This window comes from Amycolatopsis sp. NPDC039088 (assembly GCF_055598845.1).
On record NZ_JBVKAE010000026.1, the window covers coordinates 118,687 to 143,124 of the forward strand.

Here is a 24,438-nt window from a genome sequence, read left to right on the forward strand (position 1 = left end):
GACCGCTGTGCCAGATGTAGCAGTAGTGGGCTTCGCGCAGGCCCCCAACGTCCGTAACACCCCTGGCACCACCAATGGCGTGGAAATGCTGGTGCCGATCTTCGCCGAGGTCTTCGAGCGCACCGGTCTGTCCAAAGAGGACATAGGGTTCTGGTGCTCCGGTTCCTCGGACTACCTCGCGGGCCGCGCGTTCTCGTTCATCGCCGCGGTCGACGCCATCGGCGCCTTTCCGCCGATCCACGAGTCACACGTCGAGATGGACGCCGCCTGGGCGCTTTACGAGGCGTGGCTGAAGATCCGGATGGGCGAGGTCGAAACGGCGCTCGTCTACGGCTTCGGCAAATCCTCGGCCGGGCAGTTGCGGCGGGTGCTGGCGCTGCAGATGGACCCCTACGTGGTCGCGCCGCTGTGGCCGGACTCGGTGAGTGTCGCCGGGATCCAGGCCAGGCTGGGCCTCGAAGCGGGACTGTGGTCGGAAAAGGACCTCGCCGAGGTCGCCGCGCGCAGCCGTGCCGACGCCGCCGCGAATCCCGCCGCGCAGTTCTCCGGACCGGTCGAAGTCTCCGAACTGCTCGACGCCCCGTACTTCGCGGATCCCTTGCGGGCTCACGACATCGCACCGGTCACCGACGGTGCCGCCGTCATCGTGCTCGCCTCGGCGGAGCGGGCGGCGGACCTCGTCGACAGCCCCGCGGTGATCACCGGGATCGAGCACCGGGTCGACTCCCCCGCACTCGGCGTGCGGGACCTCACCCGGTCACCGTCCACAGTGGCCGCGGGAAGGGCGCTCGACCTCGACGGCGTCGAAATCGCCGAACTGCACGCGCCGTTCACCCATCAGGAACTGATCCTGCGCGACGCGCTGGGCCTGGACGAACGGGTGCGCATCAACCCCTCCGGCGGTGTGCTGACCGGCAATCCGATGTTTTCGGCGGGCTTGGCGCGGATCGGCGAGGCGGCGAACCGCATCCTCGACGGCAGCGCGCGCAAAACCCTCGCCCACGCGACCAGCGGCCCCGTCCTGCAGCAGAACCTGGTCGCGACCTTGGAGGTCCTCTCGTGAAGCACCTCGCGGCCGTACTGGGAACCGGCCAGACCCACCACAAGGCCAAGCGCACCGATGTGTCCATGCCCGGCCTGCTCCGGGAGGCGATCGACCGGGCGATGGTGGACGCGCAGACCGGATGGGACGACATCGACGCCGTCGTCCTCGGCAAGGCCCCGGATCTGTTCGAGGGTGTGATGATGCCCGAACTGTTCCTCGCCGACGCGCTCGGCGCGACCGGGAAACCCTTGCTGCGCGTGCACACCGCCGGTTCGGTCGGCGGGTCGACCGCGCTTGTGGCGGCGTCGCTGGTGCAGGCCGGGGTGCACAAGCGCGTGCTGACGGTGGCCTTCGAGAAGCAGTCCGAGTCGAACGCGATGTGGGGCCTGTCGATCCTGCCGCCGTTCCAGATGCCGGTGGGTGCCGGGGCGGGCGGCTATTTCGCGCCGCACGTGCGCTCGTACATCCGGCGATCCGGCGCGCCCGACCACGTCGGCGCGATCGTCGCGGCCAAGGACCGGCGCAATGGGGCCCTGAACCCCTACGCCCATCTGCGGCAGTCCGACATCACGGTGGAGTCGGTGCAGGCGTCCCAGATGCTGTGGGACCCGATCCGCTACGACGAAACGTGCCCGTCCTCGGACGGGGCCTGCGCGATGGTGCTCGGTGACGAGGCCGCCGGTGACGCCGTTCCCGGTGGCGCGGCGTGGATCCACGCTACCGCGATGCGCACCGAACCCACGACGTTCGCCGGTCGCGACCAGGTCAACCCGCAAGCGGGGCGGGACGCCGCCGCCGCGCTGTGGAAGGCCGCCGGGATCACCGATCCACTGTCCGAAGTGGACACTGCGGAGATCTACGTGCCGTTTTCGTGGTTCGAGCCGATGTGGCTGGAAAACCTGGGGTTCACCGACGAGGGCGAAGGCTGGAAGCTCACCGAGGCGGGCGAGACCGCGCTCGGCGGGCGGCTGCCGGTCAACCCGTCGGGCGGTGTGCTGTCGTCCAACCCGATCGGCGCGTCCGGGATGCTCCGGTTCTCCGAAGCGGCCAAACAGGTGATGGGGCGCGCCGGGGACTACCAGGTCGACGGCGCGCGCGTCGCGCTCGGGCACGCGTACGGCGGCGGTTCGCAGTTCTTCTCGATGTGGGTGGTGGGGTCGGCCAAGCCGAGTTCGTGAACCTTGCGCGCGGGGTCAGGGGCGGCGGCGGGGCCGGAGGCGTTGCGCGGCCAGTGTCGCGACCACCCCGGTCACCGCGCCCACCAGGGCCGGCTTGAGACCGTGCCGATCGGGCGGCGCGACCACGGGCCGGACCACCACGGGCGGCGGCGGGCGGACCGGCTCCGGTGGCGCGTCGCGCGCGGTCGCGGTCCAGGCCGTGACGAACACCAGCATCCGGGCCACCAGTGAGATGAAGAAGATGAGACCGATGATCGACCCGAACGCGACGCCGGTCGGCGAGTTGCCGATCAACCGCAGGTAGATCCCCCCGGCCAGCTTCAGCAGTTCGAAGCCCAGCGCCAGCGCGACCGCGCCGCGCATCGCGCTGCGGACCCCGACCGGTTTCCGCGGCAACCGGGTGAGTACCCAGAGGAACACGAGCCAGTTGGCCAGCAAGGCCAGCGGAATCGAGATCGCCGACAGCACGTTGTGCCCCCAGGCGGTGTCGTCCACCCCGGCCAGGCCCAGCAGGTACCGGCCGAGCGCGGACCCGGAGATGGTGATCGCGAAGGAGACCAGCAGCGCTGTCGCGAGGCCGAGCAGCGCGAGGAGGTCCGCGGCGATCGTGCGCAGCAGCGGGAGATCAGACCGGTTCTGTCCCCACAGCGCGGTGAGCGCGTCCCGCAGCGCGTTCATCCAGTTCCAGCCGGAGTACAGCCCGACGGTCAGACCGATGACACCGACGCTGGTGCGCTGTTCCACGAACCCGGTGAGCAGGTCACCCGCCTTGTCACCGAGACCGCCGGGCAGGGTGCCGGTGATCGCGTTCAGCATCGTCTCGATCAGCTGCGGCTGGCTGGCCAGCACGAAACCCGCCACCGACACCGCGACCATGAGGATGGGCACCAGCGAGAAGAGGCTGAAGTAGGTGATCGACGCGACGTAGTGGTAACCGCCGTACTCGATGTAGCGGTTCACCGCCCGCGCCACGTGGTCCAGCCAGCGGTAGCGGGCACGCAGCCGCTTCCATTTCGTCGGTGCTTGCTTCTCCCTCACACGGACTGTCTACCCCAGCGAGGTCACGGCTCGTGGGCAACACGCGATCAAGCGAGCGCGATCAGCTCCGAACCGTCGTCCTCCGGCAGGGACGGGCCCGCGGTCGCCAGAACGGTGTTGCCGAGAAAGTCCAGCTCACAGCCAAGGGTGGAGAGGAACGCGGTGTCGGCGGCGTCGCGTCCGGTCGCGATGCGGCTCATGCTCTGCCTCGGCGCGAGGCCGGTGGCGTCGAACACGTACCAGCGGCCGTCGATCGCGGCCTCGAACACGGCGTGGAAGTCCATTGGGGACAGTCCGGGCGCGTAGACCGCGACAAACCTGGCCGGGATGTCGATCACCCGGCACAGTGAGATGCAGACATGCGCGTAGTCGCGGCAAACCCCTTCCCCGGCGAGGTAGGTGTCGACGGCGTCGTCGGTCGGCGAGCCGGAACCGACCACATAGGACAGGTGCTCGCCCACGTGCCGGACGATCGCCTCGACCTGGGTGCGCGCGTCAGGAAGCCCACCGAAGCGCGACAGCGCGAGCCCGCCCAGGCGGTCCGAGGGGCAGTACCGGCTGGGCCGGGTGTACCGGATGAGGTCTTCCATGCCGACCGGTTCGCCCTCGACGGGGCCGAAGGCGCGCTCGGCCCGGTACCGCACGACGTGCTCTCCGAGCGGCAACTCGACGACCTGCGCCCGGGTCCCGTGTTCGAACGCCACCTGGCGCGGCGGCGCGGGATAGGCGAACTCTTCCTGTTCCGCCCCGCCGGCGAGCGCGACCACGAACGCGGCGGGGCCCGGCTTGGTGACCCGGAAGGACATTTCGACGTCGACCTGCACGTGGGGACCCATGGCACCCATGGTGCCCTACGACGTCTCCGGTTACTCAGCCGTAGTGCACCTGATAGTGCTTGATCCCGTTGAGCCAGCTCGACCGGAGCCTGTCGGGCGAGGCGGCTTCCCTGATGTTCGGCATGACGTCGGCGATGGCGTTGAAGATCAGGTCGATCTCCAGCCGGGCGAGGTTCGCGCCGATGCAGTAGTGCGAGCCCGTGCCGCCGAAACCGACGTGCGGGTTGTCCTCGCGGAGGATGTCGAACTTCTCCGGCTCGTCGAAGTGGTCCGGGTCGAAATTCGCGGAGCTGTAGAACATCCCGACCCGGTCGCCCTTGCGGATGTGCTGCCCGCCGAGTTCGGTGTCGCGGGTCGCGGTGCGCTGGAAGGCGACCACCGGGGTGGCCCAGCGGACGATCTCGTCCGGCGCGGTCTTCGGCCGTTCCTTCTTGTAGAGCTCCCACTGGTCGGGGTGGTCGAGGAACGCCTTCATCCCGTGGGTGATCGCGTTGCGCGTCGTCTCGTTGCCCGCCACGGCGAGCAGGATGACGAAGAAGCCGAATTCGTCCGAGGCCAGCGATTCGCCGTCGACGTCGGCCTGCACCAGCTTCGTGACGATGTCGTCCATCGGGCACTTGCGGCGTTCTTCGGCCATGTTCCAGGCGTAGCCGACGATCTCCGCGGACGCGGCGAGCGGTTCGACCTCGTACTCGGGATCGTCGTAGGCGACCATCTGGTTGGACCAGTCGAAGACCTTGAGGCGATCTTCCTGCGGGATGCCGATCAGTTCGGCGATGGCCTGCAACGGGAGTTCGCAGGCGACGTCGGTGACGAAGTCCCCGGAGCCCTTTTTCTTGGCCTCGCTGACGATCCGCTCCGCGCGGTCGCGCAGGGTGTCCTCGAGTTTCGCGATCGACCTCGGCGTGAAGCCCTTCGAGACGATGCGGCGCAGCTTCGTATGCTGCGGCGCGTCCATGTTGAGCAGGACGAGCCGGTTGGCTTCGAGACTGTCGTCGGTCATGTTCTCGTCGAAGCGGATGATCGCGGTCTTCTCCCGGGAGGAGAACAGCTCGCTGTCCCTCGACACCGCCTTGACGTCTTCCAGCCTGCTGACCACCCAGTAGCCGTCATCGCGGAAGCCCGCGGTGTTGTGCGGCTGCGGGTTCCACCAGACCGGCGCCGTGCGCCGGAGTTCGGCGAACTCCGCCAGAGGCAGTCTGGTGGCGTACAGATCCGGATCGGTGAAATCGAAACCGGCGGGGATCAGGGGAGCGGCCACGGGCTACCTCCTACGCGGTTCGCCAATGAAACACGTTCTAGGTCCGATTGAAGCATACGGCGTTTACCAAGTGAAGAGTTTTTAGTGAAACCCGTTAACTTGACCTAGCGCGATCATGGACGCCCAGCAAGAGGCAGGAACCGCGACCAGTGATCAAAAACCCGCCAACCCTGGGGCGACTTGCTCAAACTAAGAACGTGTTCTACTTTTTCGGTAGTGAACGGTGTTCTCCAGGAGGCGAACGTGGGTAGTCCGGTGATCGTCGAGGCGGTCCGCACCCCTGTCGGCAAGCGCAGGGGCCAGCTGGCGGGGCTGCACGCCGCCGAGATCCTGGGCGCGGCGCAGCGCGCCCTGCTCGACCGCGCGGGACTGGATCCGGCGCTGGTCGAGCAGGCGATCGGCGGCGCCGTGACCCAGGCCGGTGAGCAGGCGGGCAACGTCACGCGGACGGCGTGGCTGCACGCCGGGCTCCCCGAGACGACGGGCGCGACCACCATCGACGCCCAATGCGGCTCGGCGCAGCAGGCGACGCACCTGATCGCCGGGCTCATCGCGGCCGGCGCGATCGACGTCGGTGTCTCGTGCGGCGTCGAAGCGATGAGCCGGGTACCCCTGGGCGCGAACCGCGGTGAGGGCATCGGCACGCCACGGCCCGAGTCGTGGTCGATCGACATGCCGAACCAGTACGGCGCGGCCGAGCGGATCGCGCGACGGCGCGGGATCACCCGCCACGACGTCGACCGGTTCGGCACGGCCTCCCAGGCCAAGGCCGCCGCGGCGTGGGCGGCCGGGCACTTCGACCGCGAGGTCGTCGCGGTGAAGGCACCCGTGCTCGGCGAGGACGGCGCGCCGACCGGCGAAACCCTCCTGGTGAACCGCGACCAGGGCCTGCGCGAGACGACCGTCGAAGGCCTCACCAAGCTCAAGCCCGTCCTCGAAGGCGGCGTGCACACGGCCGGGACGTCGTCGCAGATCTCCGACGGCGCGGCCGCGCTCCTCCTGATGGACTCGGACCGGGCCAAGGCACTGGGCCTGAAGCCGCGGGCGCGGATCGTCTCCCAGGCACTGGTCGGCGCGGAACCGTACTACCACCTCGACGGTCCCGTGCAGGCGACCGAACGGGTACTGGCCAAGGCGGGGATGGCGATCGGCGACCTCGACCTGTTCGAGGTCAACGAGGCCTTCGCTTCAGTTGTGTTGTCGTGGCAACGGGTGCACCGGCCCGACGAGGACAAGGTCAACGTGAACGGTGGCGCGATCGCGCTCGGGCATCCCGTCGGCAGTACCGGCGCGCGGCTGCTGACCACGGCACTGCACGAACTGGAACGCCGGGACGCCGGCACCGCGCTGGTGACGATGTGCGCCGGCGGCGCGCTTTCCACCGGCACCATCATCGAACGGATCTAGCGTTCCTCGTCCAGCTTGACCTCGACCACCGGACCGTTGTCCGGCCTCGCGAGCCGTTTGCTCCCCTGACCCTCCTTCCAGGAGTCGAAAAAGATGGTGTTGCCCTCGACCCAGGTCAGCACCGCCTCGGTGAGGTCGAGCCGGAAGACGTGGGCCTCCCCGTCGTCGCCCTGCAGGCGGGCGACCTCCGCCGGATCGGTGATCTCGACCGCGACGCCCGACACCTTCGCGTCCGCGCCGCCCTCGTCGATCGCCGAGGCGGCGTGGATCGCGAACCTGCCGTCGCGCTGCAGGTCCTTCGCCTTCATCGCACCGATCAGCGAACCGATCAGCAGGTCCTGTTCACGGAAATCGACCTCACTGCCGCTGACGCGAGGCGAACCGTCCCGCCGGATGGTCGCCAGCACGTGTGACTTCGCCGCGGTGAACCGCTCCCGGATCTTCGCCGCCAGCTCGGGTGCCTCTTCACTGAACTGTCGCCAGGTAGCCATGCCGCACAGCGTCCCACCGGGGTCCGACAGTTTCGAGCGATCAGGGCCGCGGTGCCCCCATCGGATTCGGCAACGGGATGGCTCCGGCGTCGAAGACATGACGGCTCAGGGGGACGGCGAGCCGCACGACTTCGGCGGCACCGTCCTCGCCGAGAGCGTCGAGCGGGCCGGTGGCGAGGCGGTCGGTCTCGTCCTCGATCCGTTGACGCAACGCGATTCCCGCGTCGGTGAGCTTCAGTTCGCCGTCGAGGACGCCCTGTTCGGCCAGCCGTGCGACGCTCTCGTCCCAGTCGTCGTCGGACCAGCCGCGGTTGATCTGGATGACCTCGCGGGTCACCGCCCCACTGCCGATGTGGGTCAGTGTCGTGTCGAGCCCGCGCAACCCGGCGGCGACGGCGGATAGCACGTGACCGTCCCCGCGATGCTCACGCAACACCGTCGCCGCGAGCCAGACCCGACCGGCAGCACTCACGGGACGGGCGACCGAAGACCAGGCGGAGGCGAGTGGCCTTGCCGCGAAATCGCAGCCCGTGACGGCCTGCTCGAGTAGGTCGGCGAGTTCGTCGAGGGCCGCGTCGGCGGGCAGGATCCGCATCAAGGCCGTCTCGACGGCGTCCATCCGGCTCTTCAGAACCACTGACGGCTCGGCGTATTTCCAGGCGTCGGGCAGGGATCGCGCGACCATCCGCGGCGCGAACCCGAACAGCATCGCCGTCGCGGGTGGTTCCGCCAGCGGTCCGAGCGGCGCGACCCGTCCGGCGAAATAACCCATCCACCAGCTCGGCAGACCGACGGCCTTGGCCGCGGCCGCCGTTTCGGGGGCGAAGTAGACGACGGCATGCAACGGCTCGACCGCCTCCCAGAGGCGGCGCTGAAGTGACTTCACTCCCCCATCTTGGCCGCGCCGAAAACCGGATGCGAGCCCTTCGTGCGTGGTGTGTGATCACCGGTATGGCGATCAGCTTGGAGCGACCGGGCCTCGACGGACTGCACGAGGCCGTGGACGTGATGCGGGAGTGGCAATCCGAAGGGGTGGCTTGGCAGCTGCATCCCGGTGATCTGGGCTGGTTCTGGCGGTTCGGTGCGGACGCGACGGCCGCGGCGGTCCGGAGCTGGCGCCGGGACGGGCGGATTCTCGCCGTCGGGCTCCTGGACGGAGCCGACCTCTTGCGGCTCACGACCGCGCCGGACGTTCGTCGGGACGAGGAACTGGCGCGGCGGATCGCCGAAGACGTGATCGACCCGGACCGCGGTGTGCTGCCTGCCGGGAAGGTGGCCATCGAGTCACCGAAGGACGCGCTGCTCCAAGACCTCTTGCTCGAGCACGGCTGGCGTCTCGATGACCCGTGGACGCCGCTCCGCCTGGATCTCACGGAGCCGGTGGAAGACCCCGGCGTGCGGATCGAGGTGATCGGGTCCGAACAGGGGCACGTCCACGCCGCCGTCCTACGGGAGTCGTTCGACAAGTCGACTTTCTCCACGGAACGCTGGCACGCGATGGCGTCCGGACTGCCGTACACCGACGCACGGTGCCTGGTCGCGTACGACGACCGCGGTGAGGCGGTGGCCGCGGTGACGGTGTGGTCGGCGGGCCAGGGGAAGCCCGGGATCATCGAGCCGATGGGGGTGCACCGGGACCATCGCGGACACGGCTACGGGAGGGCGATCACGATCGCCGCGGCGGCCATGCTCCGGGAACTCGGCTCGTCGAGCGCGGCCGTCTACACGCCGAGCGCCAACGTCGCCGCCGTCGCCACCTACAGGTCGGCGGGTTTCGAGCCGCTTCCCGAGATCCGGGACCTCGCGCGAGACCTCTGATGCGGGCACACGGCGAAGGGGACTTCCCGGCTGGAGGCTTCCAGAGAGGGGTGGGCTGGGTTGGTCGTGAGCAGCGATTCGGGTTGGAACCCGAAACGCCACTCACGACACCTGTACCGAAGCCTTAAGCGCCATAAACGGGTTCAGGAGCCGGAGCATCCGCCACCAGCTCCGCCACGACGGGCCCGAGTTCGGCCGGTGACCACCGGGATCCCTTGTCCCGCACCGTGCCGTGTCGCCAGCCCTGCGCGATCGACACGCGTCCGCCGTCGACTTCGAACACCCGCCCGGTCACCCCGGACGATTCCTCGCTGCCGAGCCAGACCACCAGCGGTGACACGTTTTCCGGTGCCATGGCGTCGAATCCGTCCTCCGGCGCCGCCATGTCCTCGGCGAACGCCGCTTCGGTCATCCTGGTCCGGGCGGCCGGGGCGATCGCGTTCACGGTGACGCCGTAGCGCGCGAATTCCGTGGCCTCGACCAATGTGAGGCCCAGGATCCCGGACTTCGCGGCCGAGTAGTTGCCCTGCCCGACGCTGCCGAGCAATCCCGCCCCGGAGCTGGTGTTGATCACGCGCGCCGCCCGCGTACGACCGGCTTTCGCTTCCGCGCGCCAGTACTCGGCGGCGTGCCGTGTCGGCGCGAAATGCCCCTTCAGATGGACACGGATGACCGCGTCCCATTCGTCCTCGCCCAGGTTCACCAGCATCCGGTCACGCAGGAAACCCGCGTTGTTGACCAAGACGTCCAGCCCGCCGAAGGTTTCGACGGCGGTCCGCACCAGGGCGGCGGCCCCGTCCCAGGACGCGACGTCGTCGGTGTTCGCGACCGCCTTGCCGCCGAGCGCCTCGATTTCGTCGACGACGCCCTGCGCGGGCCCGGCCGAACCGCCGCTGCCGTCGATCCCGGCACCGAGGTCGTTCACCACCACCCGCGCGCCCTCGGCGGCGAACGCGAGCGCGTGCGCCCTGCCGATGCCACGACCGGCCCCGGTCACCACCACGATCCGGCCGTCGGCGATCCCGCTCACACCGGCTCCTTTCGTTCGGTTCGAGAGTTGGAAGCGGCCAAGAAGGCGGGCACCTCTCCCCCGCCGTGCACGGCCAGACAAGCACCGCTGACGTATGAGGCCAGCGGGGAAGCCAAGAACACCGCGCAGGACCCGATTTCGTCCGGCTCGGCCAACCGTCCTAACGGGACTGTCCGGCCCACCGCCGCGATTCCGGCCTCGTCGCCGTAATGGAGATGCGTGTGCTCTGTGCGGACCATGCCGACGTCGAGCGCGTTGACCCGCACCTTCGGCGCCCACTCCACGGCCAGTGTCGCGGTCAGATTGTCCAAACCCGCTTTCGCCGCGCCATAGGAGGCCGTCCCCGGCGACGGTCTCGTCCCGCTGACACTGCTGATGTTCACGATGACGCCGCCGCGCTCCTGCCCCTGCATGATCACGTTCGCCGCACGGGCGACGGTCAGCGGTGCCAGCAGGTTCAGCCCGATCACCTTCTCGTGGAACCTCGGCGACGCGTCGGCCACCGCGGCGTACGGCGCGCCACCCGCGTTGTTGACCACGACGTCGAGCCTGCCGTGACGCCGGAGGATCTCCTCGAAGAGCGCGTCGACCTCCTTGGGATCGCGGACGTCGCAGGAGATGAACGTCGACGCCCTGTCCTCGGCGCGGACCGGCCGCTCGGGTTCGGTGCGCGCGCAGGTGACGACTTCGGCGCCGGCACGCAGAAAAGTCCTGGTGATCCCGGCGCCGACGCCGCGTACCCCACCGGTCACCAGCACCACGGCGCCGTCGAGCCGGAGTTCGAGTGCCATGCCGGGCCTCCTTCACGTCGCTGTACCCGGGCCTGACGTCCTGCTAACGTACCAAGCAAGTGCTAGGTTTGGTAGCGGAAAGGGTGCACGATGAGCGTTTCCACCCACTCACCGGAGGCCGGCATCGCCGTGGTCACGGTCGACGCGCCGCCGGTGAACGCGCTGAGCGTGAAGGGGTGGTTCGCCCTCGCCTCCGCCCTCACCGACGCCGGGCGCGATCCCGCGACGCATGTCGTGGTGCTGCGTGCGGAAGGCCGCGGGTTCAACGCCGGCGTCGACATCAAGGAGATCCAGCGCGATCCGGGGTACGGCGCGCTGATCGGCGCGAACGAAGGCTGCGCGGCGGCGTTTTCCGCCGTCTACGACTGCGCGGTCCCGGTGATCGCCGCGGTGCAGGGGTTCTGTCTCGGCGGCGGGGTCGGCCTGGTCGGCAACGCGGACATCGTGGTCGCCGCCGAAGACGCGACCTTCGGGCTACCCGAGGTCGATCGCGGCGCGCTCGGCGCGGCGACCCATCTCTCGCGACTGGTCCCTCAGCACTTGATGCGGGCCTTGTACTACACGGCGTCGACGATCACGGCGGACCAGTTGCACCACCACGGTTCGGTCTACGCGGTGGTGTCGCGGGACGAACTCGACGAGACCGCGCTCGGCGTCGCGCGGCAGATCGCGGCGAAGGACACCCGCGTGATCCGCGCGGCGAAACAGGCCATCAACGGCATCGACGTCCAGCCCGTGCACCGCAGCTATCGGTTCGAGCAGGGATTCACCTTCGAACTCAACCTGGCGGGCGTCTCCGACGGTGCGCGCCAGGAGTTCTTGGACGGCAAGGGGAAGTGATGACCGACAAGCGGATGACGCCGGACGAGATGGTCGCCGGGCTCACCGACGGGATGACGATCGGGATCGGCGGCTGGGGTTCCCGGCGCAAGCCCATGGCACTGGTGCGCGCGATCCTGCGGTCGCCGGTCAAGGATCTCACCGTGGTCTCCTACGGCGGTCCGGATGTCGGGCTGCTGGCCTCGGCGGGCAAGATCGAACACCTGGTCTTCGGGTTCGTCACGCTCGACTCGATCCCGTACGACCCGTGGTTCTCCCGGGCCAGGGAATCCGGGACCATCACCGTCACCGAATACGACGAGGGTGTCTTCGGCACCGGCCTTTCCGCCGCGGCACAACGACTTCCCTTCCTGCCGACGCGGGCCGGGCTCGGCTCCGGCGTCATGGACCTGAACCCGTCGTTGCGCACGGTCCGCTCTCCTTACGACGACGCCGAAGAACTGCTCGCCGTGCCCGCACTCAAGCTCGACGCGGCCTTCGTCCACCTCAACCGCGCCGACGCCCGGGGCAACGCGCAGTACCTCGGACCGGATCCCTACTTCGACGAACTATTCGCGCTGGCTGCCGACAAGTGTTACGTGTCAACGGAAAAGATCGTCGACACCGCCGAACTGTCGGCAGGCGGGCCCGTACAGAGCCTGCTGCTGAGCCGGATGCTCGTCACCGGGGTCGCCGAGACGCCGAACGGCGCGCATTTCACCACCGCGGTGCCGGACTACGGACGGGACGAACGGTTCCAGCGCCACTACGCCGAGGCGGCCAAGGATCCCGACGCCTGGCCGAAATTCGTCGACAGGTTCCTTTCCGGAGACGAAGCGCACTACCAGAAGGCCGTCGCCGAATTCGGGGAGTCCGCATGAGTGACATCACCCGCGCCGAGATCGCCGTCGTGGCCTGCGCCGAATTGTTCCGCGGTGACGGTGAGATCGTGGTGAGCCCCATGGGTTTCATCCCGTCACTGGGCGCCCGGCTCGCCAGGCTGACCTTCGAACCGGACATCCTGCTGTCCGACGGCGAGGCGTACCTGATGACCTCCGATGCCGTCGTCGAAGGCTGGCAACCGTTCCGCAAGGTCCTCGACACCGTGGTACCGCGCGGAAAGCGGCATGTGGTGATGGGCGCCAACCAGATCGATCGCGAGGGCAACCAGAACATCTCGGCGATCGGCGACCATTCCCGGCCGAAGAAACAACTCCTCGGCGTACGCGGCGGACCGGGTAACACCGCCAACCACCGCACGAGCTACTGGGTTCCGCGGCACAGCAAACGCGTCTTCGTCGACCAGGTCGACGTCGTGTCCGGCGTCGGTTACGCCAGGGCGCGCGCGGCCGGGCTGCGGCATCACGACCTCCACCGCGTCGTCACCAACCTCGGGGTCCTGGACTTCGGTGGCGAAGACCACGCGCCGCGGCTGCTCTCCGTGCATCCGGGGGTCTCCGTGGACGAGGTCGTCGACGCGACGTCGTTCCCGCTGATCACCGACGACGTCGCGGAATCCCGGCTGCCGACCGACTCCGAGCTGCTGCTGATCCGGCACAGCCTGGATCCGAAGTCGGTGCGGGACAAGGAAGTCCCGTCGTGAAGACCGCGCTGACCGAACTGGCCGGGATCCGGCATCCGATCGTGCAGACCGGGATGGGCTGGGTCGCCGGGCCGCGGCTCGTCTCGGCGACGGCGGAAGCGGGCGGCCTGGGCATCCTCGCGTCCGCGACGATGACCTACGACGAACTGGCGGCGGCGATCAAGGAGGTCAAGAGCCGCACGTCACGGCCGTTCGGCGTTAATCTCCGCGCGGACGCCGAAGACGCGGCACGGCGGGTCGAGCTGCTCATCACCGAGGAAGTCCGTGTCGCTTCCTTCGCGCTGGCGCCGAAAAAGGACATGATCGCGCGGCTGAAGGACAACGGCGTCCTCGTCGTCCCGTCGGTCGGTGCGGCGCGGCACGCGGAGAAGGTCGCGGACTGGGGTGCGGACGCCGTCATCGTGCAGGGCGGCGAAGGCGGCGGGCACACCGGCGGTGTCGCGACGACCCTGCTGCTGCCCTCGGTACTGGACGCCGTCGACATTCCCGTGGTCGCGGCGGGCGGCTTCTTCGACGGCCGCGGGCTGGCCGCCGCGCTCGCCTACGGGGCGGCCGGCGTCGCCATGGGCACCCGGTTCCTCCTGACGAAGGAAAGCACCGTCCCCGAGGAGATCAAACAGGCTTACCTCGCGCGTGATCTCAACGGCACCGTCGTCACCCGCAAGGTGGACGGGATGCCGCATCGCGTCCTCCGGACGGAGCTGGTCGACGCGCTCGAATCCGCCGGTCCGGTGAGCGGGCTGGCCAGGGCCGTCGGCAACGCCGCGAAGTTCCGGAAGCTGAGCGGGCTGTCGTGGCGCTCGCTGGCCGTCGAAGGGCTGCGGATGAAACGCGGCGGCGACCGGACCTGGTCGCAGGTGCTGATGGCCGCCAACACGCCGATGCTGCTGCGCGCCGGGCTGGTCGAGGGCGATCGGAGCGCCGGGGTGCTGGCGTCCGGGCAGGTCGTCGGCCTGCTCGACGACCTGCCCGCCGTCGGCGAGCTGATCGAGACGATCGTGGCCGACGCCACGGACATCCTGCGGCGGCTGGGCTCCGGGTAGCGGGGCGAGCGCGCTGTGCTTGACTTCGGCCATGATCTCGGAGAGTCGTTGTCCGGTCGAGGACGGTGAGCTGTACGTCCGCAGCACCGGCGAAGGGCCGCTTCTGCTCCTGATCGCCGGTGGGCTGGGTTCGGCGGACACCTTCCGGGCGATGACGAAGCTGCTCGCCGAGGACTACACGGTCGTCACCTACGACCGGCGCGGTCACTTCCGCAGCACCGACACCAGCACCGGCCCGGTCAGCGTCCCGAAGCAGGCCGACGACGCGCACGCCATCCTCCAGCACGTCGACGGCGGGCCCGCGCTGGTGTTCGGGACCAGCGCGGGCGCGCTCATCGGCCTCGACCTCGTCGCCCGCCATCCGGAAGCGGTGAGCGTGCTGGTCGCCCACGAACCCCCCGCCGTCCAGCTGCTCCCGGACGCGCTCGGCTGGCTCGACGAGGCCAACGCGCAGGTCCGGCTCGCGCAGGCGGGCGACCTGATGGGGGCGTTCAAACGGTTCACCGACGGTATCGCCGGCGCCGCGCTGCCCGAACTGCGCGCGATCCGGCTGCCGAACGAGGAGGACTGGAAGCGGCTGTTCGGCCGCGAGCTGTCCGAAATCCTCGACTATCTCCCGGATCTGCGGGCACTGCGCAGGGTGGAGACCGAGATCTTCCCGGTCGCGGGTATCGGCAGCCGAGGGCACTACCACTATCAGCCGGCGAAAATCCTCGCGCTGGAACTGGGGCTGCCGTTCACCGAGATGCCCGGGGCCCATCTCGCGCCGCAACGGAACCCCGCCCAGTTCACCGAAGCGCTGCGCGACCTCCTCGAAGGCTGAACGGTCTTCTGAGTGAGTCGGCGCCGGGCCAGGTCAAGGCATCAGCGACAGCTTCCCGACCAGCTTGTCGACCCGGTTCCGCGGTCCGACGATCCCGATCGCGCAGAAGTCCATCTCCTCGGTCGGGATCTCCTTCATCGTCGCGAGGAAATCGGCGTAGACGCGGATCTGCTGCGCGATCCCCGGCATGTCGGAGACGTGGCACCCCGGCGAGGCCGCGGCCTTCGCCCGGATGGCCCGCAGTTGCGCGGCGTCGGCCGTCAGCACCGAGCAGCCGGTCCACGGCAGGCCCGAATAACGCTCCCCGTCCGCGTCGAACGCGTCCTCTCCCAGGAGCCCCGTGACGGTCGTCGCGGTGGCGACAGCGGTGCAGACGGCCGCGTTCACCGCGCGCCCCGGCGGCAGCTCGCTGTTGACCACGACGACCCACTTCAACCGGGCCGATCGAGTGGACGCGGTGGGGTCGATCTCCTCGGGAGCGAACCCGATGGCCGTACCGTACTCGGTCATTCAGCTGATCTCCTGCTCACATCAACGGACGAACAGGGACAAGCTAAGTGGGTATACGACTAGAGTCCATCGTGTTCGTACTTAATACGGAAGGAGGCTCGTTATGGCCCGGTTGGACGAACTTGATCAGGCGATCCTGGCGCAATTGCAGTCGGACGCACGGAAGACCAACCGTGAAGTGGCCGCCGCGGTGGGTGTCTCGCCGACCACCGCGCTGGACCGGACGCGAAGCCTGCGTGAGCGCGGCGTGATCCGCGGCGCCCTGCTGGACGTGGATCTCCCGTCGATCGGCCGCGGGGTGCAGGCGCTCATCGCCGTCCGGGTGCGACCGCCGTCGCGGCGGAACATCGAAGCCTTCCGGAACTGGGTCAACACCCTGCCCGACATCGTCGGGCTCTACGTGACGACCGGGACCGAGGACTTCATCCTGCACGTCGCCGTCCCCGACAACGAAAGCCTCTACGCCTTCGTCATCGACAAGCTGACCGAACGAGGCGAAGTGGCCGATGTGCGCACGTCGATGGTGTTCGAGCACATCAGGCGCACCCGCATCACGCCCGCCATCCGGTGAGCGAGCCGCTCAAAGTTCGCGGATGACCCGGGCCGGGTTGCCCGCGGCGAACACCTTCGACGGCAGATCCCGCGTGACGACGCTGCCCGCGCCCACCACGGTGTCGTCTCCGATCGTGACCCCGGCACACACGATGACGCCGCCGCCGAACCAGACGTTGTTCCCGATGGTGATCGGCGCGGCCGACTCCCAGCGAGCCCGTCGCAGTTCGTGGTCTTCCACGGGGTGCAGCGCGGTCAGCAGCTGACAACGCGGGCCGATCGAACAGTCGGAACCGATCTTGATCGGGGCGCAGTCGAGCAGGATCGCGTCGTAGTTGAGGAAACTGTTGGCGCCGATCTCGATCAGGTAGCCGTAGTCGCATTGGAACCGCGGCATGATCCAGGATCCCTCGCCGAGCTTCCCCAGCAGCTCGCGAAGGATGGTGTCCCGCTCACCGGTCTCCTCGGCACCCGTACCGTTGAACCGGTCGACGAGCGCCTGCGCGCGCCTGCGGTCCGCGACCAGTTCGGGGTCGTTGTCCCGGTACAACTCACCGCGCAGCATGCGGTCCTTCTGCTCACCCATGCCGCCAACCTAGCGAAAAAGCCCTGGCGGTGGACTTCCCGAGGGAAGCCCACCGCCAGGGCGGGTAAACGCTTGCGGAGCGTTCTTCAGTTGTGTCGATCGGTTTGCGAGTAGGGCCGGCCCGGCGGGTGGGTGAGGTGTAAGGGGGGGACCCGCCGGGCCGGAGTATCTTCCTCCTGTTCGCCGGTTCTCGCTTCCGTTGAACCGCCCCGGCCGTCGGAGTGGGCCGAGGACGCCTGAGACCCGATCAATTCGGGAAATCTCTGCTGGAGTTGTGAACTTCGTGCGCTGTTCTGAATTGAACGATAAACCCGATCAACCGCTATTGTCACCTGTTTCAGCGAAACAAAAACACGTGACAACGATCACTATGAAGTTTGGTCATGCTTGTTTATCTTGGCAGGCAAGGACATAAGCGAGCCGCTGAGTACACTATGGACAGTTGGTCAACGATTCATTCGCGACACTTGCGACCCTCGTTCACGCAATCGACGAGGCGATCCATGATCTGATCGGACATCACGTTCGCGAAATCGTCGTGATCGGAGAAGGGGTTGTGGTCCTCCTCGGGGAAGGAGTCCACTTTGTACTGCCCGGCGACCTGGATCGCCCGGGGGATCTTGTACGTCAGCGAGATGGTGAGCTCGGGAACGGCGGTCAGGCCGTTCGCGCATTCGCCGTTCTCGTTCGGGTACTTGATGTGATCCCGGTGGTTCTCGCTGTCGATGTTGTTGCCGTCGAGGCAGCTCGGGAAGGTGTGCACCCGCTTGACGTCACTGCCCTCTGGGCAGATCGGATACTGCTTGATGACTCTGTCCTCGAAGCCGGTGCAGGTCCAGCTCTCCCGCGCGTTCGCGGGGCCATTCGCGGTGACTTTCGCGTCGCCGTAAAGGATCCGGAGGAACTTCGGCATCTCCTTCACCTTCTCCTGGGCGTTGCCCTTGAAGGTGATGTCGACGGTCGCGGGGCGCTGGATCTCACCGTCGTTGCCGGCGAGTTCGTTGGCCGCGTTCGGTTCTTCCAGCTCGGCCTGGCCCTGGTCGGCGTTCTGGTCGTTCTGGTTCTGGTTCTGATTGTTCTGATTCTGGTTGTTCTGGTTCTGCTGTCGGTTCCGGTCACCGTCACGGTTCTGGTCACGGTCGCCCTGCGGCTGCCCGCCGCCACCGGAGTTACGGTCGGCCTGTCGCTGCTGGTCACGACCACCCTGCCGCTGATCCTGGTTCTGGTCCTGGTTCCGGTCCTGATCGGCGCCCTGCTGCTCGTTCTGATTCTGCTCGCCCTGCTGCTCTCCGCCCTCCTCTTCGGTGTCGATCCTTACCACCGGCCAGAAGTACGCCGACTCGTCGCCGTTTTCGCAGGTGGTACCGGCGCCCAGCAGGCTGTTGTTGTTCGAATCCGCGTTCGTGGAAAGGTTTCCGACATAGTCGTGCAGATGCTGGGCGCCGTTGCGGATACCCGGCTGCGCGATGAAGTTGTCGGGATTGAAGTGCCCGTTCTCGTTCTTGCCACAGTCGACGGTGAACGAGCCCGTGGACGCGTTCGCCCCCGGCTCCGGCTTGTCGACGTTGGGCCGCACCTTGGTGATGTCCACGAAGAACGACTTGTCCACCTCGTCCGCGGAGGCGCTGTCGGAGTCGCCGGTCGTAGTGGCCACCACCAGTCCACCGACCGCGATCGACAGGCCCAGCAACGCGGTCGCGATCTTGGTCCTGCGGGCGATACGATGGCGCCCTTGATTTCGTGCCATTGACTTGCTCACCTCATTCGTTTCCGGGCACACCGAAAAACCACCGGTACCCAGTCATGAGCCACGCATTTGTCGAATACGCCGATTGCCGAATTCGCGACGGACCTGCTGTCCGCCCGCCGGTCCAGATCCGGCTACTGAGAGATACGGTTCCAGAAGTGGGCCGGTTCAAAACGCGACCCCGCCGTTATCTTTCCGTTATAAAGCTACCGGCGCACGATGGCCAGGACGGTGCCGTCCTGCTTGTGGACCTCGAAGCGTTCGATGTCGGCCTTCTGCAACGCCGTCGAACCGGTGACTACAAGGGGATCGGGGGAACCGGGAACGCCGTATCCCTTGGACGGCACACTCCAGTTGTTGACGACGTAGGCCTCTCCGCCGTGGGAGTAGGCGAAAAGCTGGCACGTCATCGGCCCGGTGAGGCCGCGCAGTTCGAGCTCGACCGCGCTGCCCCACTCCTTCTCCTGGACCGTGACCTCGGCGGCGACCGCGTTGCCCGCCTCGGACCAGCCGAAGGGGGCGGCGCCGCCGTCCGGGCCGGTCTCCCGCGGCGGCGGCGAAGGCGACACCGCCGTGACGACGGTGGGCGCGGCCTGCGTGATGACCGGTTCACGGTCGGTGAGCGAAAGTACGGTGAGCGGCCCGCCGACGATCAGGACGAGGACGGCGGCGGCCGTGGCGAGCCGGATGATCTTGCGACGGCGGCCCGCCTTGGCGGCGTCCGCGAGCAGCATCCGCAGCACCCGCGGCCCCGGACCCTTCACCGGCGGGTCCGGCCAGCTCTTCTTCACCATGTCCAGGATGTCGGGCAGGTGGTACATCTCCACCAGCTCGACCTGGCACTCGGGGCACTCCAGCAGATGCGCCTCGAACCTGGCGTGATCCTCTTCGCCGAGGACGCCCAGCACGTAGGCGGCGATATCCGTATGCGGCGCTCCGGACACCTCGCTCACCCCCGCTCCTGCAGCGCCCTGCGCAACGCGCGCACGGCATGGTGGATCCGCGATTTCACCGTACCCGGCGGAACCCCCAGCGTCGCCGCGACCTCGTTCACGGTGCGGTCACGCAGGTAGGTCTGCTGGACGGCTTCTCGTTGTTCCGGGGAAAGATTGCGCAGGGCCTCGTAAACGATCATGGCCGCGAGCGTCTTCTCCGACTCGTCCGGTACGCCGATCGAATCCGACTCCAGTTCCTCCACCTCTTGAGGGCGGGCGCTCCGGCTCCGCCAGCCGTCGATGACGATGCGCCTGGCCACGGTGAACAGCCAGGCGCGCAGCATTTCCGGCTGCCGGTCGAGTTTGCCGGCGTTGCGCCACGCCTTGATGAGCGTCTCCTGGACCACGTCCTCGGCCCACTGACGATCGTGGCCGGTCAGCTTCAGCACGAACGCCATCAGGCTCGAGCCGAACTCCTGGTACAACGCCCTGATGAGGTCGTCATGCCCGTTCGACGCGGGTTCATGATCGACCATTGGCTGCAGTATCCGAGAGTGGCGTCCCACGCGGCACATCTTTGTGTGCCCGAGGGCGATAAGTCCAGTACCAAAACCGATCAGCCCCGGTTCTGGCACAGGAGGAAAGTTTTTTGAACCGTTCTCGACTCGTGACCGTATCCCCTACCGAAGACCCCCGACCCGGCGCTGTCCCCCGCACCGCCGAATCCACCGTGGAACCTGACTGTCCACAGTGGAGTTAAACGCGCCCGCACACCATCGCCCCGCCGCGATGGCCTTTCTCCTCTGCCCCGACAGGAGGATTTCCGTGAACCCCGTGTCACGCTCGGTCATACCTCTGACCCTCGCTTTCGCCGCGATCGTGTCGATCGCGGCCTGCACCACCGGTACCGCGGGACCGAACGGTTCGCCGGGCGCGGCCCCCGCCGCCGGCGCGGCGGAAATCCCGGGAATGCCCGATCCCTCGGCCGAACCGGCCCCCGGTGTCACCGCGGCGATTCTGTTCGACCTCGGACCGTTGGTCACCGACACCAATGGCTTCACGCTTTACCGCTATGACAAGGACACGGTGAACCCGCCCAAATCGAATTGCACCGGCACCTGCGCGCGGACCTGGATTCCCGCCAAGGCCGGCGGCGATCTCGTGGTGACCGGGATCGATCGTGCCCTGGTCGGCACGGTGACCAGGGACGACGGCACCGATCAGGTCACGCTCGCGGGATGGCCGCTCTACCGCAACGCGAAGGACGCGATGCCCGGCGACACCGGCGGACAGGGCGCCGACGACGCGTGGTTCCCGGTCAAGCCGGACGGCACGAAGGTACTGCTCACCGCGGACACCTGGCAGGCCGATGACCTCGGCATCTGACCTCTCCGGGGAAACCCCCGGCCCGGTCCTCTCCCGCTTTTCCCGCCTGATGCTGGTGTTGCTGACGATCGCCTCGGTGACGCTGCTCGGCCCCGTCGACGACGCGCACGCCCAAGAACTCACCGCCTCGGACAAGAACCTGATCGTGAACGTCAAACTGGCCGGGCTGTGGGAAATGCCTGCCGGGATGTGGGCGCAGGAACGCGGAAAGAGCAAGCGGACCCGTGAAGTCGGCCGGACGTTGATGATCGATCACGGCAGGCTCGACACCGCGACGCACGCGATCGCCGACCGGTTCGGCATCACCCTGCCGCGCGAGCCTTCGGATCAGCAGTCGGCGTGGCTCGGCGAGATGAAGGGCGCCCGCGACGACAGCGAGTTCGACCGGATCTTCGCCACCCGGCTCCGCTACGCGCACGGTGTGCTTTTCCCCATCATCGCGCAGGTCAGGGCGGGTACCCGCAACGACGTCATGCGGGACTACGCCACCACGGCGAACCAGGCGGTGCTGCGGCATATGACCCTGCTGGAGAGCACCGGCGGCGTCGACCTGTCACTGCTTCCGGAAGCCCCCGTGCCGCAGGCGAACAACCCCAACGCCGCCATGGACGTCGGTTTCGGCGAGTTCGCCCTCGGCCTGGTGCTCGCGGTGGCGCTCGGTGGCGGGCTCTTCTTCGCCATCCGGTCCCTGCGCAGCAAGAACACCCGGACCCGCAAACGCGCGGCCGCAGCCGAACCAGAACTGGTTCCCAGTGCCCCAGGAGAGATCAATGTTTGACCAGTGGTCCGAGGTGGTGATCGTCCTGACCCAGAAAACGGATACCGACCCCGGCATCAAGGGCATGGCGCAGACCTCCGCCCGGATCTCGTACGGCTTCATGTGTCTCACCCTGTGCTGGGGCGTGTTCACCGCGACCGGCTGGATCAAGTCGCTGACCGGCCGGAAGGCGCTGCGCAGCTCGCATATGGTGCTCGGCATCCTTGCCCTGTCGTTCGGTGTCGTGCACGCGATGTCGTTCCTGTTCCTGCCCGACGGTTTCACCTTGGCGCAGATCTCCATCCCGCTCCTGCCCGGCACACTGGCACGGCACGAACTCGGCGTCGTCGGCCTCGAGGTCATGATCGCCGTCGCGCTGACCGGCGGTATCAGCCGGTTCAGTTCCTACCGGCGCTTTCTGTGGATCCACCGGCTCGCCTATCCGGCGGTCGCGATCACGGCACTGCACGCGTTCTTCGGCGCCATCGCCAACGGACATCTCGGCCTGCTGTGGTTCGGCGGGATCACGCTGCTGGTCCCCGCGGTAGTGCTGACCGCGCTGCGGTTCACGCCCACCCGGTACCTCGAACGACTGGGTCTGGTCGAGGAACTGGTCTAGCGGCCGCGAAAAGACTTGGAGAAACGAAAAAATGATCTTCGGAAGCGTACGGCGCGGCACTCGCGTCAGCGTCGACAACGAGCGGTGCGAGATCTTCGGCTTCTGCGAGATGGAAGCGCCCGCCACGTTCAAGATCGGACCGGACGGCAAGCTCCGCATCCGCCGGATGGTCGACCGCGATGGTCTGGATCAGGCCATTTCCGCCGCCCGGCTCTGCCCCAAACAAGCCATCAGAGTCAAGGGAGAAGGGGCGTACGACGATGAGTGACGGGGATCGGATCGTCATCGTCGGAGCGGGCGTCGCCGGCTTCCGCTCCGCGGAACGCCTGCGGGAACTCGGTTTCGACGGCGAGATCGTGCTGGTCGGCGACGAGCCGCGGAAGCCGTATCACCGGCCGATGGTGTCGAAGGAACTCATCACCGGCGGGGTGAAACCGGTGGCGGCGAGCCTGGAGCCCTACCTCGACCTGGACGTCCACTGGCGACTCGGCACCCGCGCGACCTGGCTCGACACCAAGGAACGCACGGTGCACCTGCCCGGCGGGGAATCCCTTTGGTACGACGGCCTGATCGTCGCGACCGGCGTCTACCCCCGGCATCTCCCCGGCTCACCTCGCCATGACCCCAGGGTCCGGGTCCTGCGCACCGTGGAGGATTCCCTCGCCGTCCGGCGGGCCTTGGGGAACAGCAACAAATCCGTCGTGGTGATCGGCAGCGGCCTGATCGGGAACGAGTTCGCCGCGTCGATGCGGTACATGGGGCGCGACGTCACCCTCATCGGCCACGCGAAGGCGCCGTTGCACCGCTTCGGGGAGCGGATCGCGGAGGCGTTGACGAAGGAGCACCAGCACCACCGCGCCAAGCTGGCGATGAACACCGAAGTGCGGAACTGGATCAGTACCAAGGAGACGGTCGGGCTGCACCTGACCAACAACCAGTTCCTGGTCGCCAGTTGCGTGGTGCTGTCGATCGGCAGCGTGCCCGCCGTCGATTGGATGCGCGGCTCGGGGCTGACCATCGACGACGGCGTCCTGTGCGAATCCACGTTGTTCGCCGTCGGGGCGGAAGACGTCGTGGTCGCCGGTGACATCGCGAAGTGGCCGAACCTGCGGATCGACGAGACCCCGCGCCGGGTCGAGCACTGGATGAACGGCGTCGAATCCGGCCGGGCGGCGGCGGAAAGCCTGATGCTGGGCCGGGCCAACGCACGGCCGTACACCCCGCTCCCCCGCGCCTGGTCGTCGCTGTACGACGCGCGGCTGCAGACCGTCGGGATGCCGTCGCTCGGCAAGGACACGATCGAACTTTCCGACGGGGTCACCGGTTTCGTCCGCGACGGCAGGCTCATCGGCGCGGCGGGCTGGGACCGGCCGAAGGCGATGATCCACTGGACCGCCGAACTCGACCGGCGGCTGCCGGTGCCCGAGCCGGTGTTCCCCACGCCCGCTCCCGCTCCCGCGGAGCCGTCGTTCGCCGAGTCGGCGAGCATCGGGGAGGACATCCTGGCCCCGTTCGAGCGTGACTTCCTGTCCGAGACGCCGACCGCGGCCGTTCCCGCGCAGGAGGAGATGCCCTGGGCTCGCGTTCCCGCCGGGTGACCCGGGTTCGTGAGGAGGACCGGGGCCGCGCGCGGCGGCCGCGGTCCCACCAGGTGGCGGTGGGTTGCTGGGCCTCCGCGCCCACCGCCACCCCTTGGGGACGCCGGGAGAAACCGGGACCGATGGTGATTCGGGCACCGTCGGGCCTCGCTTTCCCGGCTCTCCGTAGCAGGCGGGGCCCTTCCAGGCTTGACTCACCTGGGAGGGCCCCAGCCTCAAGTCAGGAAAGTCCGTGAAGGCCCCCTTTCCTACCTTGAGCGCAGGGTCCCGGCAAAGTCGCAGAGTTGCTGGTCGGCACTTGTTCTTGGTGGTCTGGATGTGGCATCGCTGATGCCTGTGGGGTTCGAGTGTGGAGGATTGGGGACGGTGAACGTCCCAAATCCTCCACACTCGAGGTACATCAGGTTCAGGGCCATGCCCCCTGAAGCTCTGTTGACCAAGCTTCGCAAGCCGGGTACGACCCCGTGTCTATGAAGGAATTGGGACACTCAACCTGGATCCACCGGTGGGTTTGGGTGTTGATCTCGGCGATGGTGTTGGTGTTGTGTTTTTGCTGGTGGGCAGG

At 68.0% G+C, this 24,438-nt stretch carries 27 protein-coding genes; 15 read left to right on the forward strand and 12 right to left on the reverse strand.

What is annotated here, in order from left to right:
• Positions 1-7: 7 nt before the first annotated feature.
• Together ACZ7KI_RS29665 and ACZ7KI_RS29670 are read left to right on the forward strand one after the other, a co-directional pair.
• A complete protein-coding gene (locus ACZ7KI_RS29665; protein WP_470276345.1) occupies positions 8-1,063 on the forward strand; it encodes a thiolase domain-containing protein in 1,056 nt (351 codons plus the stop codon).
• On the forward strand, positions 1,060-2,223 hold the full coding sequence (locus ACZ7KI_RS29670) for a thiolase domain-containing protein (RefSeq protein WP_470276346.1): 1,164 nt from the start codon (positions 1,060-1,062) through the stop codon (positions 2,221-2,223). The genes ACZ7KI_RS29665 and ACZ7KI_RS29670 overlap by 4 nt, the downstream gene beginning before the upstream one ends.
• A gap of 15 nt (positions 2,224-2,238) precedes the next feature.
• Here ACZ7KI_RS29670 and ACZ7KI_RS29675 read toward each other — a convergent pair whose 3' ends face one another.
• The 3 genes from ACZ7KI_RS29675 to ACZ7KI_RS29685 are packed head-to-tail and all read right to left on the reverse strand — an operon-like array spanning position 2,239 to position 5,358.
• Complete coding sequence (locus ACZ7KI_RS29675; RefSeq protein WP_470276347.1) at positions 2,239-3,261, reverse strand: YhjD/YihY/BrkB family envelope integrity protein; 1,023 nt, start codon at positions 3,259-3,261, stop codon at positions 2,239-2,241.
• A gap of 47 nt (positions 3,262-3,308) precedes the next feature.
• Positions 3,309-4,097, reverse strand: a complete 789-nt coding sequence (locus tag ACZ7KI_RS29680; RefSeq protein WP_470276348.1) for a transglutaminase-like domain-containing protein — start codon at positions 4,095-4,097, stop codon at positions 3,309-3,311.
• A 34-nt stretch (positions 4,098-4,131) separates the two neighbouring features.
• On the reverse strand, positions 4,132-5,358 hold the full coding sequence (locus ACZ7KI_RS29685) for a cytochrome P450 (RefSeq protein ID WP_470276349.1): 1,227 nt from the start codon (positions 5,356-5,358) through the stop codon (positions 4,132-4,134).
• Between the two features lie 243 nt (positions 5,359-5,601).
• Here ACZ7KI_RS29685 and ACZ7KI_RS29690 point away from each other — a divergent pair, with 243 nt between their 5' ends.
• Positions 5,602-6,765: a steroid 3-ketoacyl-CoA thiolase gene (locus ACZ7KI_RS29690; RefSeq protein ID WP_470276350.1), complete on the forward strand. Its 1,164-nt coding sequence runs from the start codon at positions 5,602-5,604 to the stop codon at positions 6,763-6,765.
• Here the strand turns inward: ACZ7KI_RS29690 and ACZ7KI_RS29695 are convergent.
• Both ACZ7KI_RS29695 and ACZ7KI_RS29700 read right to left on the reverse strand, forming a co-directional pair.
• Complete coding sequence (locus ACZ7KI_RS29695; RefSeq protein WP_470276351.1) at positions 6,762-7,256, reverse strand: pyridoxamine 5'-phosphate oxidase family protein; 495 nt, start codon at positions 7,254-7,256, stop codon at positions 6,762-6,764. The genes ACZ7KI_RS29690 and ACZ7KI_RS29695 overlap by 4 nt on opposite strands.
• Positions 7,257-7,296: 40 nt before the next feature.
• Positions 7,297-8,142 carry an SCO6745 family protein gene (locus ACZ7KI_RS29700; protein WP_470276352.1) on the reverse strand — a complete coding sequence of 282 codons (846 nt, stop codon included), beginning with the start codon at positions 8,140-8,142 and terminating at the stop codon, positions 7,297-7,299.
• 65 nt (positions 8,143-8,207) lie between these two features.
• Here ACZ7KI_RS29700 and ACZ7KI_RS29705 point away from each other — a divergent pair, with 65 nt between their 5' ends.
• Positions 8,208-9,074 (forward strand): GNAT family N-acetyltransferase, encoded by an 867-nt coding sequence (locus ACZ7KI_RS29705; protein WP_470276353.1) that lies wholly within the window; start codon positions 8,208-8,210, stop codon positions 9,072-9,074.
• A gap of 124 nt (positions 9,075-9,198) precedes the next feature.
• On the opposite strand, the gene ACZ7KI_RS29710 is transcribed toward ACZ7KI_RS29705, so the two are convergent.
• Both ACZ7KI_RS29710 and ACZ7KI_RS29715 read right to left on the reverse strand, forming a co-directional pair.
• Positions 9,199-10,104 (reverse strand): SDR family oxidoreductase, encoded by a 906-nt coding sequence (locus ACZ7KI_RS29710; protein WP_470276354.1) that lies wholly within the window; start codon positions 10,102-10,104, stop codon positions 9,199-9,201.
• Positions 10,101-10,895, reverse strand: coding sequence for an SDR family oxidoreductase (locus tag ACZ7KI_RS29715; RefSeq protein ID WP_470276355.1), 795 nt, complete (start codon positions 10,893-10,895; stop codon positions 10,101-10,103). The genes ACZ7KI_RS29710 and ACZ7KI_RS29715 overlap by 4 nt, the downstream gene beginning before the upstream one ends.
• Before the next feature lie 90 nt (positions 10,896-10,985).
• On the opposite strand from ACZ7KI_RS29715, the gene ACZ7KI_RS29720 reads away from it, so the two are divergent.
• The 5 genes from ACZ7KI_RS29720 to ACZ7KI_RS29740 are packed head-to-tail and all read left to right on the forward strand — an operon-like array spanning position 10,986 to position 15,183.
• Positions 10,986-11,735 (forward strand): enoyl-CoA hydratase family protein, encoded by a 750-nt coding sequence (locus ACZ7KI_RS29720; protein WP_470276356.1) that lies wholly within the window; start codon positions 10,986-10,988, stop codon positions 11,733-11,735.
• Complete coding sequence (locus ACZ7KI_RS29725; protein WP_470276357.1) at positions 11,735-12,595, forward strand: CoA transferase subunit A; 861 nt, start codon at positions 11,735-11,737, stop codon at positions 12,593-12,595. The genes ACZ7KI_RS29720 and ACZ7KI_RS29725 overlap by 1 nt, the downstream gene beginning before the upstream one ends.
• Positions 12,592-13,317 (forward strand): CoA-transferase subunit beta, encoded by a 726-nt coding sequence (locus ACZ7KI_RS29730; protein ID WP_470276358.1) that lies wholly within the window; start codon positions 12,592-12,594, stop codon positions 13,315-13,317. The genes ACZ7KI_RS29725 and ACZ7KI_RS29730 overlap by 4 nt, the downstream gene beginning before the upstream one ends.
• Complete coding sequence (locus ACZ7KI_RS29735) at positions 13,314-14,360, forward strand: NAD(P)H-dependent flavin oxidoreductase (RefSeq protein ID WP_470276359.1); 1,047 nt, start codon at positions 13,314-13,316, stop codon at positions 14,358-14,360. The genes ACZ7KI_RS29730 and ACZ7KI_RS29735 overlap by 4 nt, the downstream gene beginning before the upstream one ends.
• A 31-nt stretch (positions 14,361-14,391) precedes the next feature.
• Positions 14,392-15,183 (forward strand): alpha/beta fold hydrolase, encoded by a 792-nt coding sequence (locus tag ACZ7KI_RS29740; protein ID WP_470276360.1) that lies wholly within the window; start codon positions 14,392-14,394, stop codon positions 15,181-15,183.
• A gap of 33 nt (positions 15,184-15,216) precedes the next feature.
• Here ACZ7KI_RS29740 and ACZ7KI_RS29745 read toward each other — a convergent pair whose 3' ends face one another.
• On the reverse strand, positions 15,217-15,693 hold the full coding sequence (locus ACZ7KI_RS29745) for a DUF2000 domain-containing protein (RefSeq protein ID WP_470276361.1): 477 nt from the start codon (positions 15,691-15,693) through the stop codon (positions 15,217-15,219).
• Positions 15,694-15,796: 103 nt separating this feature from the next.
• Here ACZ7KI_RS29745 and ACZ7KI_RS29750 point away from each other — a divergent pair, with 103 nt between their 5' ends.
• Positions 15,797-16,264 (forward strand): Lrp/AsnC family transcriptional regulator, encoded by a 468-nt coding sequence (locus tag ACZ7KI_RS29750; RefSeq protein ID WP_470276362.1) that lies wholly within the window; start codon positions 15,797-15,799, stop codon positions 16,262-16,264.
• Between the two features lie 9 nt (positions 16,265-16,273).
• On the opposite strand, the gene ACZ7KI_RS29755 is transcribed toward ACZ7KI_RS29750, so the two are convergent.
• The 4 genes from ACZ7KI_RS29755 to ACZ7KI_RS29770 form a co-directional block, all read right to left on the reverse strand.
• Entirely contained in the window at positions 16,274-16,831 is a 558-nt protein-coding gene (locus ACZ7KI_RS29755) for a sugar O-acetyltransferase (RefSeq protein WP_470276363.1), read from the reverse strand.
• A gap of 454 nt (positions 16,832-17,285) precedes the next feature.
• Positions 17,286-18,578 (reverse strand): DUF1996 domain-containing protein, encoded by a 1,293-nt coding sequence (locus tag ACZ7KI_RS29760; protein WP_470276364.1) that lies wholly within the window; start codon positions 18,576-18,578, stop codon positions 17,286-17,288.
• Between the two features lie 206 nt (positions 18,579-18,784).
• The gene (locus ACZ7KI_RS29765) at positions 18,785-19,531 is read right to left on the reverse strand and encodes an anti-sigma factor family protein (protein WP_470276365.1); all 747 of its coding nucleotides are present in this window, start codon (positions 19,529-19,531) and stop codon (positions 18,785-18,787) included.
• Positions 19,528-20,049 carry a sigma-70 family RNA polymerase sigma factor gene (locus tag ACZ7KI_RS29770; RefSeq protein WP_233224236.1) on the reverse strand — a complete coding sequence of 174 codons (522 nt, stop codon included), beginning with the start codon at positions 20,047-20,049 and terminating at the stop codon, positions 19,528-19,530. The genes ACZ7KI_RS29765 and ACZ7KI_RS29770 overlap by 4 nt, the downstream gene beginning before the upstream one ends.
• 289 nt (positions 20,050-20,338) lie before the next feature.
• Here ACZ7KI_RS29770 and ACZ7KI_RS29775 point away from each other — a divergent pair, with 289 nt between their 5' ends.
• Genes ACZ7KI_RS29775 through ACZ7KI_RS29795 form a run of 5 tightly spaced genes read left to right on the forward strand, consistent with a single transcriptional unit; the run spans position 20,339 to position 23,873 of the window.
• Positions 20,339-20,899: a hypothetical protein gene (locus ACZ7KI_RS29775; RefSeq protein WP_470276366.1), complete on the forward strand. Its 561-nt coding sequence runs from the start codon at positions 20,339-20,341 to the stop codon at positions 20,897-20,899.
• Complete coding sequence (locus tag ACZ7KI_RS29780; protein WP_470276367.1) at positions 20,883-21,677, forward strand: DUF4142 domain-containing protein; 795 nt, start codon at positions 20,883-20,885, stop codon at positions 21,675-21,677. The genes ACZ7KI_RS29775 and ACZ7KI_RS29780 overlap by 17 nt, the downstream gene beginning before the upstream one ends.
• On the forward strand, positions 21,670-22,275 hold the full coding sequence (locus ACZ7KI_RS29785; RefSeq protein WP_465503646.1) for a ferric reductase-like transmembrane domain-containing protein: 606 nt from the start codon (positions 21,670-21,672) through the stop codon (positions 22,273-22,275). Before ACZ7KI_RS29780 ends, ACZ7KI_RS29785 begins: the two co-directional genes overlap by 8 nt.
• Positions 22,276-22,306: 31 nt before the next feature.
• Positions 22,307-22,543: a ferredoxin gene (locus tag ACZ7KI_RS29790; protein WP_005164337.1), complete on the forward strand. Its 237-nt coding sequence runs from the start codon at positions 22,307-22,309 to the stop codon at positions 22,541-22,543.
• Positions 22,536-23,873, forward strand: coding sequence for an NAD(P)/FAD-dependent oxidoreductase (locus ACZ7KI_RS29795; RefSeq protein WP_470276368.1), 1,338 nt, complete (start codon positions 22,536-22,538; stop codon positions 23,871-23,873). The genes ACZ7KI_RS29790 and ACZ7KI_RS29795 overlap by 8 nt, the downstream gene beginning before the upstream one ends.
• Positions 23,874-24,438: the final 565 nt, after the last annotated feature.